Origin of the sequence: Rhodopirellula maiorica SM1 (assembly GCF_000346295.1) — a bacterium.
Taxonomy (GTDB): Bacteria; Planctomycetota; Planctomycetia; order Pirellulales; family Pirellulaceae; genus Novipirellula; species Novipirellula maiorica.
In genome coordinates this window covers 1-16,473 of the sequence record NZ_ANOG01000425.1, presented here as the reverse complement: position 1 = coordinate 16,473, position 16,473 = coordinate 1, and the positions used below count along the sequence as shown (strand labels likewise).

The following is a 16,473-nucleotide window of genomic DNA, read 5'->3' as shown; positions in this document are numbered from 1 at the left end:
ACCAATACACAACGAAGTCGAAGCAAGACACCTCGGACCCGGAGATCCGAACAACGCCTCGTTCCACCGCAAATGACGAGGCCTCCGAGCGGACTGACACGGCGGAACCATCCGGCAACGATGCATCGCCGATGGAGGATCGCCGCGCCGACGCAATCGCAACCAAGGACAGTGAGCAATCCGCAAAGGCGGCTGACGATACAAAAGAGCATCAAAAACGGGGCAGCGGCGAAGCTCGTGATCAAACCGCCGCCGACCGCTCGACGAAGCAGTCCACTGACGAAAATGGCAAGCCGACCGAAGCAAAACTTGCCGATGACCACCCGCGTCAAAAACGCCAAAACGACGACGTTACCGGGATGCCGGAGTCGGATCCGTCTGACGAACCGACTTCCACGGCATCGTCCGATTTGGCAAATATTGCATCTAAAACATCGGACAGTAAAACAGCGCAGCCGGCTGCCAAGTTCTCGCTCCAGCCGCAGCAAAATCGCAGCGGTCAGAACACGATGACGGGACGCCGGAGGTTGAAAATTACGGCACGGCTAGCGGCGATTGCCAAGGCAAATGATCTGCCGGGCGAAGAAATGGAGGTGCGTGAAAACGTTGTCGCAATCGACAAAATGCTCGCCGAGATCGAAACGGGACTGAAGCAATTACTCGATCACAGAATCGCCGATGCGGATCGTGCGGAACATTTTCGGCGACTTGATGTTGGGTTGGGAAACATCGAAACCTACGTCGCGGAGTTGCGTGAACAAACCAAGCTAAACCAATACGCGTTTGTGGGGTTACAAATGGTCGACATCACTCGAACTCACGTCACACCGGCACGAGACCGCGTGTTTGCGGCCATCCAACGCCCCAACGCCAGCGATGCGGACGCATCGGTCGCGTTGCAACAAGTCGTTAGAGCCAGAGAATTATTGGCTGCATTGTTGCAGCGATATGACCGCGTGGTCCAAGACAAGAAGATGAAACGGTCCTTGGACGAAACCGTGACGATGTACGAGGTCTACGTCGAGAAGCGGCGAAGCCTGATGCGTGAATCACGTCAAAATCGCAATCCGTTGGATCGAAAGATGGGCATTATCGAAGTCGATCAAGCCTACCTCGATCGTTTAGCCGAAGTGGTGAAATTGCGCCGTGAAATGATGGATGAATTTGCTCAGATGCTCGGCGATGATCCACGTCTGCTCTCTCGCTACCTAGAATTGGTCAAACGCCGGAGCAAATCATTGCGAGACCGGTTGTCTGAAATTTCACAGCGGCAATACGATGCCACCGAAGAAGTACTCGGGTGGCTGAAAATCGTTGAAACTCAAAAACAAGATTTGTGGACCATTATTGTTGAACTGCGTCTGCACACCGCCAACGAATTAGCGAAGGATGCAGCGGAGTTGGCCGAGCGGATTGAAAAACAAATGCCGCTGGAACTTGATGCCGCCGTGGGCACCCCAGCGGACACGATTCGCCAAGCGAAACAGATCGCAAGTCTAGCACGCACCATCCAATTCGATGCCGAGACAGTGATCGCGGCTGCAGGCAAAGTCGAAGAACAAACATCGTTGCTCAGTCACGCCCGGACACTCGCCGCCCAATTTGACCGGCTCTCTGCAACGTTCGATCGATTGCTGTTCGAAAACGAAGGCGACGACGCGATCTCGGACTATGTCGAACCTCGCATGCTGGAAATACGCACTGTCGCCGATCAAGCGGACGCTTGGGCGATCTTGATTCAAAGTCTAGCGGACCAGTCTTATGCCGGGATTGTGAAGACCGAACAGCAGCGGATTGCGGTCCAGACGCAAACGTTGAGAGTGGAGATGCTGGACATGAAAACGGATCTCGAAAGCCAATTCCAGCGGCTGACCGAATCGCCCATGCCTGTGGAAATTGTTGCGATGATCGAGCAGTTGCATCGGTTGATGGAAACGATCACGTTCAACCAAGCTGCGGCATCTTATCGCGCAGCTCAGGACCAGCTAGACTCGGTTGCTGGGCAACAACAACTTGCCACTGCGCGATTGAGCGAAGCGGAAGAACTGTTCGACAAGATCCGTCGCTCCGTCGCCAATGCGTTGGACGAATACAAGGTACAAGACCCCAACATCGCTGATCTCCGTGATCCCACTCTTGATGAATTTTTGGCGAGACTCGAACGTGAACCCAATATTGCTGCTCAATTGGGAATCCCCGATCGTCCGCGAAATCTGCGAGTGATTGCTGATTCGGTTTTCTGGCAAGAAAGCGGAGCCGGCGCACTCGGCGATTCCGGAGAAGCTGCTGCCGCTCGGATGAAAGAGGCGATGAAAATGAAACGAGCTAACAAGAAGTCGAAACAGGACGCCCCTGCACAGGGAAAGCTTTCGCAAGAAGAACGTGAAAGGCAAGAGGAGGCTAAAAAGGCTCAGCAGATGCTCGAAAAATCATTGGTCGAAATCAAAAAACAGCAAGCAGATCCAAAAACGAGTGAGCAGCAACGTCGCCGCTTGGAAAAACTTGCCGAGGATGTTCAGCAAATGTTGGAACCTACTGATGGCGACAACGGTGATCGTCGGGCATGGGAGCGATTGGTTCAATCGGATGAAGCCACCGCCCTGTTGCGAGCGATCTCCAAAGGCGAAGCGATTCCCGATCAACAATGGAACAAACTGCTTTCCACGCTCGATGATGGGCTGTGGCAAGTGCGTGGCAAACAACCGCCCGCGGCCTATCGAAAGGCTATCGAGCAGTATCAAGACCAAATTCGCGAATTGATGCAGACAATCGATGAAGAATAGAAAATCACATAACGCGGATCGGGGGCGATGGATCATTGATGCTGCGATTCCTGTGGTGTCAATGAAGGCGACTGCGCACTTCCGCCGCGGACAGTTGTCAATAACATCATTCTGTTTGCTGGTAGGGATAATTCTGGGCCAGCAAGTCCATGGCCAACAGGACAACGGATCGGTGGTCGCAACGAACACGAACTTGAGTGCCGCGCTTCCGGCCAGCCAGTGGGCACGAGTTGAATCCTCGGTCGACCGTGGTTTGAAATGGTTGGCTGCCCAACAAGCCGAAGATGGTCGATTTCCCAGCGAAGAATTCGCGCAACCTGCGGTCACGTCGATGGCAATCATGGCGTTTCTTTCGCGTGGTCATTTACCCGATCAGGGACCGTATGGCGAAAACATCACGCGAGGCATCGACTTTGTACTGAGCACGCAGCGGCGACGTGGCTACTTTTCTCTGTTGCCAGTGATTCCTCCGGCACAGCATCTGACGCCATCGCAGACGGTCGTGTACAACCATTCGATTGCCGGATTGATGCTGGGCGAAGTCTATGGAATGTGTTCAGGCGAAAGATCCGAACAAATCGAACAGGCGATTCATCGTGCGTTGATTTACCATCGTGAGGTGCAATCACGAACAAAATCAGCCGAAGCCGACAACGGTGGATGGCGGTACGGATATCCCGAAAGCCCCACGGCGTCGTCCGATATGTCGGTGACCGGGTGGGCGCTTATGTTTCTGCGGTCAGCACGAAACGCCGAATTTAATGTCCCGAAACAATACTTCGATGAAGGCTTGGATTTTGTCCAGCGGTGCTACGAACGTGACCTGTCACAGCATGAGAAAGGAGTGTTTCGCTATCGGCCTGTCGAGTCGCAACCATCCAACCCGCAAATCACTCTGGCCAATACCGCATCGGCGACACTGACGTTGATCTTGGGCGGTCGCCAAGACCACGAAGGGGTCGCAACTGCAGTACGATGGTTCCGTGCCCGTGCTTATCCCAATCCGTGGCAGAACAACTATTACTATTTAGCCAGCTATTACAGCAGCCAAGCGATGGCACAGGTTGGCGGGGACGCATGGGACCAGATCTTTCCACAAATCGCCGCCGGCATGCTTGAAGAACAAACCGATAGCGGCGCGTGGCCGACTGGTGGCGCCAACGAAAAACAATTTGGCCAGAGTTATAGCACGTCGTTGGCAATTCTTGCGCTGACGCCTGCATACGGCCTGCTGCCGATTTATCAGCGTTAGATTTCGTTGAGAAACACCACGAGTATCGACGCTGAAACCCTACTAGTATATCGAAACCTCCAAGGGGGAATCTACTCTTGATCCGAACCCTTTCTGTTATCCTAATCACCCTGTCTGCGAGTCTGGTTCAGGCCCAAAACCTACGCCTCGATGCAATCGATGATGCGAATCTCGTGCAATCATTGCGTGACTCGGTTGCGATGCTCGATTCGATGCAGTCGGAGAAACTTGGTCCGCGGGGAGCAGCGATCAACCGGCATTTGCTGCAAATGTCCGCCGACGAGCGTTATGACCTACTCAAAGACTTCACACTGCCGCAGTCCGCTACGGATGATGCTGCTTGCTTTGCCTGCCTTTGCAACGTCGATGCTCCGCCACGTGAGTTCGCCCGTGCGATTGGACAACGCCCTCACGCCGGTGTATTCGCAATTCCTAGCGTCGGAGAAACCAAAGGGCTTTTCAGTTCGGCGTGGTTGTTGGTTGACACAGCCAAGGAACTCGGACGTCTGCATGAGTTGACCGAAGAAGTCAACCAGCGGACGGGACCTCACGCCGACTATCTCACTGTTCTGCTATTGATCGCCGGGGCACGGGGGGTGGACGCAACGACAACCGAAGACCGCAAAGACGGTTGGATCGAAAGATTGAAGACAGACCCCGATTCCAACGCAATGCAAGCCGTCGTTGTTTCTGCCGTTGCCGCGAACTCCGAATCACACGCAGCACTCGTCGACACCATTGCGACGCTGTTGGACAAATCCGAATCGGTTCCGAATACGCTAAAACAACTGTCGCAAGAGCTTCAATTACTTTTGCATGCGACGCCGAATCTTGAGTCAGCTCAGCTAAACCGCGACTGGATTCGTATGCCCGGGAATTCACTTTGGTACATGCATGAAGGGCATCTGACGCAGGCATCCGCCGGACCGTCGTCGATCCTGTATCGCTATCCCATTAGCGGAGATTTTCGCTTTCAATGGGAGCAGCTTGCTTCGGGCGGTCGCGATGATAATTACGTGGGCTACGGTGGACTGGACGTCGGCTGGGAGGGATATCGTCGGTTCGAAGTGAATCGTCGTACCATTGAGAAGCAAGCAGATAAGGTGCGGTTTTGGGTCAATGGTCATCCGGTACGAACAGTCGCGGCGACCGAAACGTCGCCTTGGTTGTTGTTGCACAGCGAGGGCATGCCAAACCATCGCTACCGCAATCCCAAGATGTCGGGATCCCCGGTAGTGCAGGACGAAGTATCGATGATCGGCGAAGACTCGCGCAATGGTTGGTCGACGTATGCCGAGCAAAGCGATGATGCGATGTGGACGGTCAAGGAAGGAGTGCTGCAAAGCATGCAAACCGGTTCACCTCCGCGCCAACGTCTATTGCGTTACGTGCGTCCTTTACTCGGTGAGGAAATATTCGAATACGAGTTCTTTTCATCCAGTGATCATGTGGTCCATCCCGCACTTGGCAAACTTGTGTTTTTGATCGAACCAACCGGGGTAAAGGTTCACTGGATTACCGACGCCGAACGCGAATGGACGGGGCTAGCGGAGGACAATGCACTGCTGGAACCGCTCGCGCGGCGAGGGCCTCGGTCGTTACCGCTACGGGACCACCAGTGGAACCATGTCGTGCTGAAACGCAGCGATGACAATGTCAGTGTCACACTCAATGATACGTTGATTTACGAACGAGCGATTGACGAGCTTGATGACACGCGGCTTGGTTTCTATCACGATCCGTCAAAAGAGACGGTACGAGTGCGTGCGGCAAAATTGCGAGGCGAATGGCCACAAACATTCGACGTCGACAAATTCTTACACGCCGATGGCAACCCCGATCAAATCGCCCTCAATTCGGTACCAGATCTTTTCCCAGAGACGATGCTGCGATCGAACACCCGAGAAGCCATGCGTTTAGCGAGTGAAATGGAGCTGGAACAACGCTATGAATTTCTTTCCGGCTGGGTATTGCCAGGATCGGCACATCCCACCTTTCGCCTCGATGGTCATTTCGTTTCCGATGACGCCAGCGAAGCCTCTAGCGAACTGCAACATGACGCGGACCATCATCGGCGTGATCATTTGATTGCCCCCGCGACCGAGCTCATTTCAACCGCGAAGGAATTGGGGCGTTTGTCAGAACTGAAGACAAAGATCCAGCAAAGCCCCAGTGACATGCTCGAGCAAAAGCGAGCTCGCGCGGCGATGTTGGCTTTGGTGCAAGCGGCCCAAGCAGACGTTGATGGCGCACATCAAAGTCTTGAGACGCTTTACAAATGGGTGAGTGAAGCGGGGAACCTAAGGCCGGATCAACTGTGGCCCGAGGTCTTGGTGGCGCACGCGTTTGCGGATGATCCCGATGCTGCCAGCGTCCTGGCGGATCTGTTGACGATTCTTAAACCCGCGGCATTCAACGATGAAAATGCAATTGGAATCGAATTGCTGAATGTCTTGCAATTCTTTGAGGTTGAAATTCAAGCCGAGGATGTGAACCTACCGCAAATTAAACCTCTGCTTTGGGTAGCCTCCTCGCCAGTCGATGCAATGAAGCGTTTAGCCGGCGGCGGCAAGGCGACTTGGATCGCCAAGCCAGGGCGTATGCAAGCGATTGGCGGCCACGGGATCGAACAAATCTTTTATCGCTATCCACTCGAAGGCGACGTTGAGTTCGAATTTCAGCATTCACTGCGGAATAACACGGGATGTCAGGTCTTGATTGGCGGACAGTGTATTCAGATCTCCAGATGGAATATCCGAAACGGTCCGATCGATGGCCCCTTCACCTCGACGAAAATCGATCCCGATTTGTCGGCCGAAGGCCTTTTGCTGCATCAACGTTTCTCGGTGAAAAATGGGGTGTGCACGGTGTTTGCCAATGGACGCGAGGTCTTGCAGCTTCCCGTTCAGCCAGGATTCCCTTGGATCGCGATTCGTCAGGCGTATAAAGAGTCGTCTCGCTTACTCGACTTGCGAGTAACCGGCGACGCGACAATTCCAGACGCGGTGCGGCTTGATACCGACGGGAGCGTCGGTTGGCGGTCTTATTACCATCAAGAGGTGAACGGTAAACATCTGCCCTGGCGCTGGAAGGATGGCGAAATCGTTGGTCAACGAAGTACGAAGTCTGCGGGAACCGGCGACGAGCAGTTGCTGTATTACCAGCGTCCCGTGTGCGAAGCTGCTTCGATCCGTTACCAGTTTTATCATTCCGAGGGGGAAACCACGGTCCATCCGGCGTTCGATCGAATAGCCTTTTTGCTCGAACAAGATGCCGTGGCGGTTCACCGGATTACCGATGGCAGATACGACGAGACGTTTTCGAATAAAGTGAATCGCAAAGTCGTTTCCGAACATCAGCGGACGGCTCCTGGCGATCTGCTTCGAAACAATGAGTGGAACGCGATGGAGGTCATCGTGGGTGGAGAAACGATCGAATTGAAGTTGAATGGCGAATCCATCTATGTCGGTCCGTTAAATGCGAACTCTGATCGCACGTTTGGGCTTTTCTATTTTGCCGATCAGTCGTCGGCGAGAGTCAAAGAAGTGGTGCTTCGAGGTGATTGGCCGTCGCAGTTGCCTACGCTCGATCGCCAACCGCTTGCCGACCAGACGGTGGTGCAACTCGATACGTCTCGCGATCAGTTGGATTCGCGTTTCGCACACGACTTCACTCGCGAGGGGATGCCTACTGAATTCTTTGCGATCGAGGGAAAACAAAATGCGACCATTACGTCTTCCAGCAAAGGGATTTCATTTGCAATTCGTAGTCCAGACAAGTGGACGCAGTCTTCGATCATGTGCAATTTGCAGATGCAAGGCGACTTCGATGTCTCGGTGGACTATAGCGATCTAACGTTGGAATCGGGCGAAGTCGCGATAGCCAGACTGATTGTTCCGTTTGTATCAGCCAACGCGGTAAGCGCCCGCCTCTCTCGCGACGAACACGGTCGCGGCAAGCGAGTCATCAATTCGGTGCTGCAGACGGAAAATCCCAATGGCGGACCGACCGTCGTCAACAAACCGCTGGGATGGGAATCGACATCGGGAACGATGCGGATGGCGCGACGCGGGAAGCGTTTGCACCTGTTGATCAAGGATGAGACGAGTTCACAATTCCGCCACCTTGAAACGTTTGAAGTGCCCGACACACCGACCCAGAAAATGCGTCTAGTGACCATCGCACAGCGTGCTGGGCTTTCCACTGTGAATTGGCGAAAGATTGAAATCCACGCGGATCAGTTGACGCAAATCGGAGCAACGGACGGTGAAAACCGAATTTTCGTGGCAACCGCCGACGGCAGCCAGATTCGACAAATCACCAAAGGCATTGACGACTTGGGCAACCATGGATCGCCCGAGTTTTCGCCGGACGGAACCAAAGTCGCCTTTGACACTTGGACCGGAGCCTCGTCAACAGCCCATATCTTTATGGTCAACATTGACGGCACCGGTTTACGCGACATGGGGCTGGGGTTGATGCCGACATTTACCCCCGATGGCAAACAAATCGCGTTTTCAACAACCTCGGGAATGGTGATGATGAACCTTGACGGCAGCAACCGTCGCGTTGTCAGCCGTTCAGGATGGGGCATCCAAATCTCGCCCCTGGGCGACCAAGTTGCCTTTACCGACTATGGTGAAAAAGGCCCCAACCTGTATGTGCTTGATTTAAAGACGGAGCAAAAACGAGCCTTGCTGAAAGGAACATCCGCGGAACGCTATTCCCAGATCTACTGGAATTTCGATTGGTCCGCCGACGGTAAAGAACTTTGTTTTGTCGGTCGCAATCGGCAAACCAGCGAACGTGAGTTATCGATCGTTAGCGTGAATGGTTCGCAGCAACTGTTTCAGACGCTGCTGACGGGCGGCAACTACGCTAATTTGGCTTGGCATCCCGACGGAGACAAGATCATGTACGGCGATAGCGATCCAGCCTACGGCAGCATGTCGATGTTCTTGATCCACCGTGATGGAACCGAGTGTGAACATCCGCTGTTGCAGCGTCGTCGCATGGCGGCGGTCGCCGGAGGCGAATGGTCGCGAGACGGCAAGATGATTGCCCTGGCAAGCAGTGTGATGAAGACCTTTTCCAAACCGGACACCGATCCTGATTTGGTGCCGCAGTTGGATGACACGCGAGATAAGCTGCCGGCTGCCTTTACACCGGATCTGTCGGACATGGCCGCAAATGTTGGGCTGTTGAAAGTTCGCGACGGCGGAGCAACGCTGCGATACGAACCGCAGGGGATCGCGATCTCGAAAACATCCACCCCCAAAATTCCCGCAGAGATTGCTGTTCAGTTACAAATCCTGGGAGATTTTGATGTGATTGCTGAATTGGCCCCAGTGCGATCGACTGCGGGTGAAGCCGGCGAAGTACGGCTGGTCGTTCCGTTTTCACCCGAGGACAAACTTGACCTGCAAATCATCTATCGAACGAACGCCAACGGAGGGTCATCACTGCAAGCCCGTGGTGTTCGCGACAACAAAGAACGGTTTCGTGAATCGGTCACTAACGAGCGCGGCTACAGTGGCCTACGTATCGCACGGCGTGGGGTCATGACACATCTGCTGTGCCGTGAGTCACAGTCGGATGACTACCAAGTCATCGCAAGTTTCCAGACCGGCGATAAGCCGACGAAACCTTGGGGGTTAAAGGTCGCTGTTTCCTCGGCTAATCGGCAAGCCCTCAATGTCAATCTAAAGCAGTTTTCGATCCGAGCTGACAAGCTTCTGCTGACCGATCGATCCAAAAAACAGTTTCGCAGGGTGCATGCGGTCAATCTGGATGGGTCAGATGGTCAGCAAGTCGCCGGGGATATCCCAGGACTCGGCGGACACGGATCACCAAAGTTCTCGCCCGATGGAATGCAGATCGCTTTTGACACGTTCAACCATGGCTTTCAAAGTTCGCATGTCATTTTAGTGAATTCCGATGGCACTAACCAACGCGATTTGGGGCAGGGATCGATGCCGACCTTCTTTCCTGATGGAAAACGCTTGGCGTTTACCTCCAACGATGGGCTGATGACCATGAACGTGGATGGCAGCGATCGGCAATTGGTGCGGCGTAGCGGCCATTCGATCAAAGTATCCCACGATGGAAAGCGGTTCGCCTTCATCGACTACATCCAGCTCGACGGAAAGGTTGTGCAGAATCTATTGGTTATGGATGTAACAAGCGATCAACCTTCTCCGCTGCTCGTTGGCGCACACGCCGACCAGTTCAGCGAAATCCAGTGGAATGGGGCGTGGTCGCCCGATGGCAGGGAATTCGCGTTTCGTGCCAAGTCGAAAGCGGATAACCAGTACCAGCTTGTCGTCGTCAATACGGCGGGTTCGGATCAAGGTCTAACGGTACTGCGACAAGACAGTCGCTATACTTGCGATTTGGGTTGGCATCCTGACGGAAAACGCATCTTCGTCTCTCGGCGAAACGACGATACCGGAGGGCATTACTTGGTTTTGGTTCCTCGCGATCCATTGCAACCGGACCAACTGATACCAGGGCAAAATCCATTTCACGAAAACTTTAGCAGCGGAGTCTCGCCGGACGGCCAGCGGCTCGTCTATACCAGCAATCCGCTAGCCGAGTACACGGGCAATGAATGAACGAACAACTGCGAAGGACGTTCAGGCCAATAGCGAGGTGTTGCAACGCGATCTAGCATCCGTGGCCGATGCCTGCAGCTATAAATTGGCACCTCCCTTGGCGACGAATGTCGTGACTCAATCTTTCACTGCCGGAACACTAAGCCAGATGTCGCTGATGTTGATGGCGTCTCTTAAGGCGTAGGTCGCCGTGTAGGTAGTGGCTGACGCGGATTTGTCCGTGGCTGCCGATCGCGCGGTGATCCGGAATGAACCTTGATAGGCGGCGGTTTTGTCGGCGACGAGTTTTAGTTTGACCGATGTCGACGTGTCGCCTTTAACTTTCGAGACAACGGGTTCCGCTTTGATTCCCTCTGGTAGACCATTCGCGGTGATCGTTAACTCTTGGTCAAAACCGTGCTTTCGTGAGATCGTGATGGGGACCTCAAGCGTGCGGTCTTTGTTCATCGCGAAATGGTCTTCGCTGACCGTTAGCTCCACGGTGGGTGTTGCTTCGCTGATCACCACGCTGTAGGCGTGCCGGATGCTATGACCATCAACTAAATCCGAAACTTGTAGCTCCAACTCGCTGGCGTCTTTCGCCGTGAATTCGATCGCCGAGTCGTATTGGCCGCGCGAAACGTCATCATTGCTGGATAGTTCAACACCATCGGCGACGTTGACCACGCGAAGCTGCGAATCGAGTGGGAAGCCGAATGCTCGCGAGTGCACCACTGCTTTGTATCGCGTCGATGCCTTCGACTTGAAACGTAACCGATCGACATCGTTTGGCTCGCTGATATGCCCCGAAAAGACGCACGGCAATGAGGACGCGGTCGCGAATTCGTTGTCTGCTGTTTCTGCGATCACGACGGCATCGCCCGGAAGCGACGTTTGCCATTGCCATCCGAGTGTCGAGGAAATCTGAGCAATCAAAGGCGAGTGCGGTGTGGCAACCCGCTGTTGCAGATCGTATTTAGGCGGCAAGTTCCAACCGAATGCCTTACTGTCGGAAGCCACCGCATCCGCGGGCAATACTAGTGGCAATACGTGGTCGACGTAGGCGTCATTGGTCATCCGTATCGAGTAAACAAACGATGCGGAACCGGCATAACCGATCGTGCCTGTGGGGACTTCGGGAAAGGCAAAAATCCGCACGAAAAGTTCGCGATCTTCATCGGCCACGTAGACTAATTGTGGGTCGATTCCCCGATCATCATCCGCTTGAGCGATCATGTTGCCCTGTTCATCCACCAACTGCATCACGGCGTCCATCGGTGAACCGAGCGGTCGATGGGCGATCGTCGTGGCGACAAACGCTTGTCCTTTTGTGACTTGGACGCGGTAGGTGTCAATCTCGTTGGACTTGGCGACTCGACCGTACACGACTGCGGGTAGAGTGACCGAGGTGGCTTCGGCGATCTTCTGGTTCGGCTCGACTTCCTCGAGTGTTGCGGAGGGCTCGATCAATATCGGCACAAGCTTTGATGCTGAGGTCTCGTCGATGAGGCGGATCCAGGCGATCCCGGGGGCGGCGTCGGCCGGCAACTTGACGCTGAGTTGTCCCGAATCCTTTTCAACAACGACCTCAACGTCTTCGCGATCGACCACCGCTTTCACGGGCCATTTCGGAAATTTACCTTCCGCTTTGACGGTCACTGTGTTTCCGACCGAGATGACCGGGGGATAGAACCGATCGAGCTGGACTTGGGCTGATGCGAGCGAGGGAAAGGTCAAGCAGATTAGGGTTGACACGAATGCAATGCCCGGACCCCTAGCGGCGCGGCGCAAGCCGTCCGATATGTTACGGGCGGAAACGTTCGAGCGAGACGCGGACGACCGGAGGGCTTGCGCCCTGCCGCTAAAAAACGGTGTGACGGTGGCGAGTGAGTTCAAAACGTTTCGCATCAGCTCATCAACTCCGAAACCGGTGTGGCGTCGCTGACCAAGGACGACCGGAGGGCTTGCGCCCTACCGCTAAAAAACGGTGCGACGGTGGCGAGTGAGTTCAAAAGGTTTCGCATCAGCTCATCAATTCCGAGATCGGCGTGGCGTCGCTGACCAAGTGCACCGGACGGCCTTCGGGGGAATGCAACATTTGCCCTGCATCGATTCCAAGTTTGCGATAGACAGTCGAGACAAAGTTTTCCGGTGACAGCACCCGTTCAATCGCCGCGTAGCCGTGGCGATCCGTGGCACCGATGACTTGCCCGCCCGAGGTTCCGCCGCCGGCAAACATGACGCTCATGGCATTGGACCAGTGATCACGTCCGCCACGATCGTTGATCTTGGGTGTGCGTCCAAATTCGCCCAACGCGATCACCAAGGTTCGCTCCAACATGCCTCGGTCCTTCAAATCGGACACGAGCGCCGCAATCGTCGCTTCGAACGAAGGCATTTTCTTGTCATACGCGTTAAACAGGTCGGTATGATGATCCCAACCTCCTTGGACTAAGGTGACAAACGGCACGCCGGCGCTGACCAAACGACGTGCTAATAACGCTTGCTGACCAAACGTGTTGCGACCGTAGGCATCGCGAACCTTGTCGGGTTCGGCATGGATATCAAAGGCGGCTTGCGACTGCGGACTGCTGACTAAATCCATCCCTTGAGCATAAAATTCGTCGGCTGCCATGACGGGATCCCCCGCGGCTGCGTCTTTGATCCGTTTCAGCTTGTCGATCTGACTACGAATGTCCTGACGCGATGCGAGCCGTTGATCAGTCAAGCCACTGGGGATCGTCACATCGCGGACTTGAAACGACGAGCTGTTTGGGTTGTCGGGTACCACAAACGGAGCGTGTTTGGCGCCAAGGAAATTGGGACCGCCTGATCGAGACATGCTGGGGATTGAAAAGTAGGCCGGGATGCCATCGGGAGCTCCGACTTGGTGCGACACCACGCTACCCAAACTGGGGTGAAAGCTGACAAACGCACCGCAGCCCACGGGGATTCGTGGCGGTGCACCGGTCATCATGTAGTGATTCCCCGCCCCATGATTGCCTTGATCATGCCGGATCGAACGGACGATCGCCAAATCATCCGAAATTGCCGCCAATCGTTTCATCGGTTCCGAAAAATGGATGCCAGGAGTTTGCGTTGCGATCGGTTCGTACTTGCCTCGAATCTCGATCGGGGCTTCGGGTTTCGGATCAAACGTTTCGTAATGACTCGGCCCGCCATCCATCCAAATCAGGATGCAGGCGTCTGCTTGTTTTTTTAATTGTGATGCAGGCGTTTCCGAAGCGTCAGCCGATGTCGCCCGTAGAGCGCCCGCCAAGCCGCCGGCGATCAGGCCATGGAGCCCGAGTTTCAGACCGTCGCGGCGAGTAATGCCGTCACAATTGCGATGAAAGTGCATGGTCATGCGTCCGTCCTTAGTTCAGGATTGAGAATTCTGGGGCATTGAGCATCGCCCACATCAAGTCTTCGATCACGCTGCGGCGATCGGTTGCGGCAGTGATTAAATCGACGGCGTAGACACGTTCCTCCGTCGTCGGATAACGCGTGAAGGTCGCCAGGTATAACTCGTCGACGATCTGTTCAGGCGATTTCTCGCTGGCCGCCAAACTTGCGACGCGGCCGCTGTCGGAGCGAATGCGTTTGTCGAGTTGTTGCGAGTTCATCAAGTGCAGTGCTTGTGTGACCGTTGAGTCCGGCGTTCGCTCGCACGGGGGATCTTGGTTTTCGTTGGGACGGCCAAAAGTATCCAGGAAAATTGAATCGACTCGTGTCGTCCAGACTTGATTGGCGCGTGAATCAGGCGGCATTGCCTGGAACGACTCCGTCGTCTGAGTCACATCCGCTACCGCGTCCGCCAGCACTTCGGCTCGCAAACGGCGACGATAGTGACGTGAATAGTTCAATCGGTCCGAAACGTTCGACGGTGTCGGATCGGAACCATGCAAATAGACTTGCGACAGCGTGATTGTTTTTAGCAGCTGTTTGAAATCGTAACCGGACTGCTGAAATTCTTTCGCCAACTCTGCCAACAGCGTTGGATTGGTTGCGGGATTGGTGGTGCGCAGATCATCCACCGGCTCGACAAGCCCGCGGCCCATCAGAATCCCCCAAGTTCGATTGACGTGAACTTTGGCAAAGAAGTCGTTGTCCGTTGACGTCATCCATTGGGCAAGTTGTTCACGAGGATCGATGGGTTCGCCGCTGCTGGCTTGTTTCGCTTCAATGTTTTCGAGGTCGGTGATTTCAAACAGCGGGGTGGGTGTCATCGTTTCGCCGGTCAGCGGGTGCGACACTGAGCCTTTGCTAGACGTATACACGACCTCTTCGCCACCGGAAATCGGCGGAGACAGCCCGGTGCCTTTACGACCGACTTTGGCAAAGTAGGCGGCGAACTGGTAAAAATCTTGTTGGCTCCATCGTTCGAACGGATGGTGGTGACATTTGGCACAATCTAATCGGATCCCCAAGAACAACTGGCTGACCATCGTCGCGACTTCATCGGGACTGCGACGATCACGATACAGTGTGGCGGCTCCGTTTTGCCATGTGCTTCCCTTGGCCGTAACCAATTGACGTACGAAGGTGTCGTAGGGAACTTCGTCACGAAATTGTTGGCGAATCCAGTTGTCATAATTCATCACCGCCTTGATACCAACGCGGTAGGGATTCGGACGCAGCAGATCGGCCCAGAAAACGGCCCAATGATCGGCGAACTCGGGTCGCTCGAGCAGTTGGTCGACCAGCTTGGCTCTTCGCTCGGCCGGGGTTTCACTTTCACTGCCATCGAGGAAGGCCCGAGCTTCTTCGACCGTCGGCAGCCGACCAATCAGATCCAGACTGACACGGCGGAGGAAGACGTGGTCATCCACGGGCGGAGAAGGCTCGATCCCCAGCGTCTGCAATTTTTCATAAACCAATTCGTCGATGAATCCATTTCGCGGCAGCGATTCAAATACCGCAGCCGGAAGCGGTTCGGTTTGTGGGATCACCACGTTGGCGACTTCGATATGGTTCATGTAGCGGGCCATGACCGCAGTTTCCCCAGGCAGCGAACCAGCTTGGATCACGCCGCCGGAGTCGACCGAAACCACGGCGTCGTCGTTGGACAAATAGGTGGCCAACCGAGTGACGTCTCGTGTCGAGTCGTCGCTGTAATGGGCTGTAACACGAAGCGATTGGGTTTCGGATGGGGTGAGCGAAAACGAATCTCGATCAAGCGTCACTCTTTCGAGTGTCGGCTCACCTTCAACGCGACGAGGTGCACCTTGGCGGATCCATCGCGTCAACATTTGATAGTCTTCAGAGTTTCGCTCGATTTTGCGACCGCCGCCGTGTGGCGATTCGGCAGTCGCCTTTACCAGCAAAAGACTATTCTCGGGGGACGCAGGGAAGATCCGCCGGCCACGCGCATCGCGGCTAACCGCAGCGTGGTCGAATTCAGGGTCGAAGCCAAGCAGTGATAGTTGAAATCCGTTCTGACCTCGCTGTTTACCGTGGCATGCGCCCGAATTGCAGCCATGAGCAGTGAGGATTGGTTGGATATCAAGCTCGAAACTTACCGGTGCGTCGTCAGCAAACGTAGGCGCACACGCAGTCGCGATGCTACACGCGAGCCAGATGAAGTTGCGACAATGTCGGAGGATGGTGTGCATGACGGTACAAGCAAAAAGTCGGTCAGGCGAGGGAATCAGGAGGGAAGGCAAACGCGGGTAGGAATGATTGGGGAAATCCCGTTGGCCGTTTGGGCGCTAGCCCCGGTTGAATGTGGGAACCGTGGCTAGCGGGCTGTTGATTTAATGAAGTTTCCTGTGGCAAGGGGTGGCCGATGGACTACCTCGTCCGTCATTGGTGTATTCGACGGACTAGGAAGTCCATCGTACGA

At 54.8% G+C, this 16,473-nt stretch carries 5 protein-coding genes and 1 pseudogene; 3 read left to right on the top strand and 3 right to left on the bottom strand.

Features of this window, described 5'->3' with window-relative positions:
• The 3 genes and pseudogenes from RMSM_RS40930 to RMSM_RS13600 form a co-directional block, all read left to right on the top strand.
• Positions 1-2,783: pseudogene (locus RMSM_RS40930) on the top strand (hypothetical protein); the annotation flags it as partial.
• A gap of 193 nt (positions 2,784-2,976) precedes the next feature.
• On the top strand, positions 2,977-4,035 hold the full coding sequence (locus RMSM_RS13605) for a prenyltransferase/squalene oxidase repeat-containing protein (protein WP_236622126.1): 1,059 nt from the start codon (positions 2,977-2,979) through the stop codon (positions 4,033-4,035).
• A 77-nt stretch (positions 4,036-4,112) separates the two neighbouring features.
• On the top strand, positions 4,113-10,649 hold the full coding sequence (locus RMSM_RS13600; RefSeq protein WP_144057624.1) for a DUF1583 domain-containing protein: 6,537 nt from the start codon (positions 4,113-4,115) through the stop codon (positions 10,647-10,649).
• Between the two features lie 117 nt (positions 10,650-10,766).
• On the opposite strand, the gene RMSM_RS13595 is transcribed toward RMSM_RS13600, so the two are convergent.
• From RMSM_RS13595 to RMSM_RS13585, 3 genes are all read right to left on the bottom strand, one after another.
• The gene (locus RMSM_RS13595) at positions 10,767-12,383 is read right to left on the bottom strand and encodes a serine protease (RefSeq protein WP_144057623.1); all 1,617 of its coding nucleotides are present in this window, start codon (positions 12,381-12,383) and stop codon (positions 10,767-10,769) included.
• A 268-nt stretch (positions 12,384-12,651) separates the two neighbouring features.
• Entirely contained in the window at positions 12,652-13,995 is a 1,344-nt protein-coding gene (locus RMSM_RS13590) for a DUF1501 domain-containing protein (RefSeq protein ID WP_008696853.1), read from the bottom strand.
• A 10-nt stretch (positions 13,996-14,005) separates the two neighbouring features.
• The gene (locus RMSM_RS13585) at positions 14,006-16,243 is read right to left on the bottom strand and encodes a DUF1549 and DUF1553 domain-containing protein (RefSeq protein WP_008696850.1); all 2,238 of its coding nucleotides are present in this window, start codon (positions 16,241-16,243) and stop codon (positions 14,006-14,008) included.
• Positions 16,244-16,473: the final 230 nt, after the last annotated feature.

Excerpts from the sequence above, each read along its gene's own strand:
- RMSM_RS13590 (WP_008696853.1), bottom strand. The coding sequence starts at position 13,995 with ATGACCATGCACTTTCATCGCAATTGTGACGGCATTACTCGCCGCGAC.
- RMSM_RS13585 (WP_008696850.1), bottom strand. The coding sequence starts at position 16,243 with ATGCACACCATCCTCCGACATTGTCGCAACTTCATCTGGCTCGCGTGT.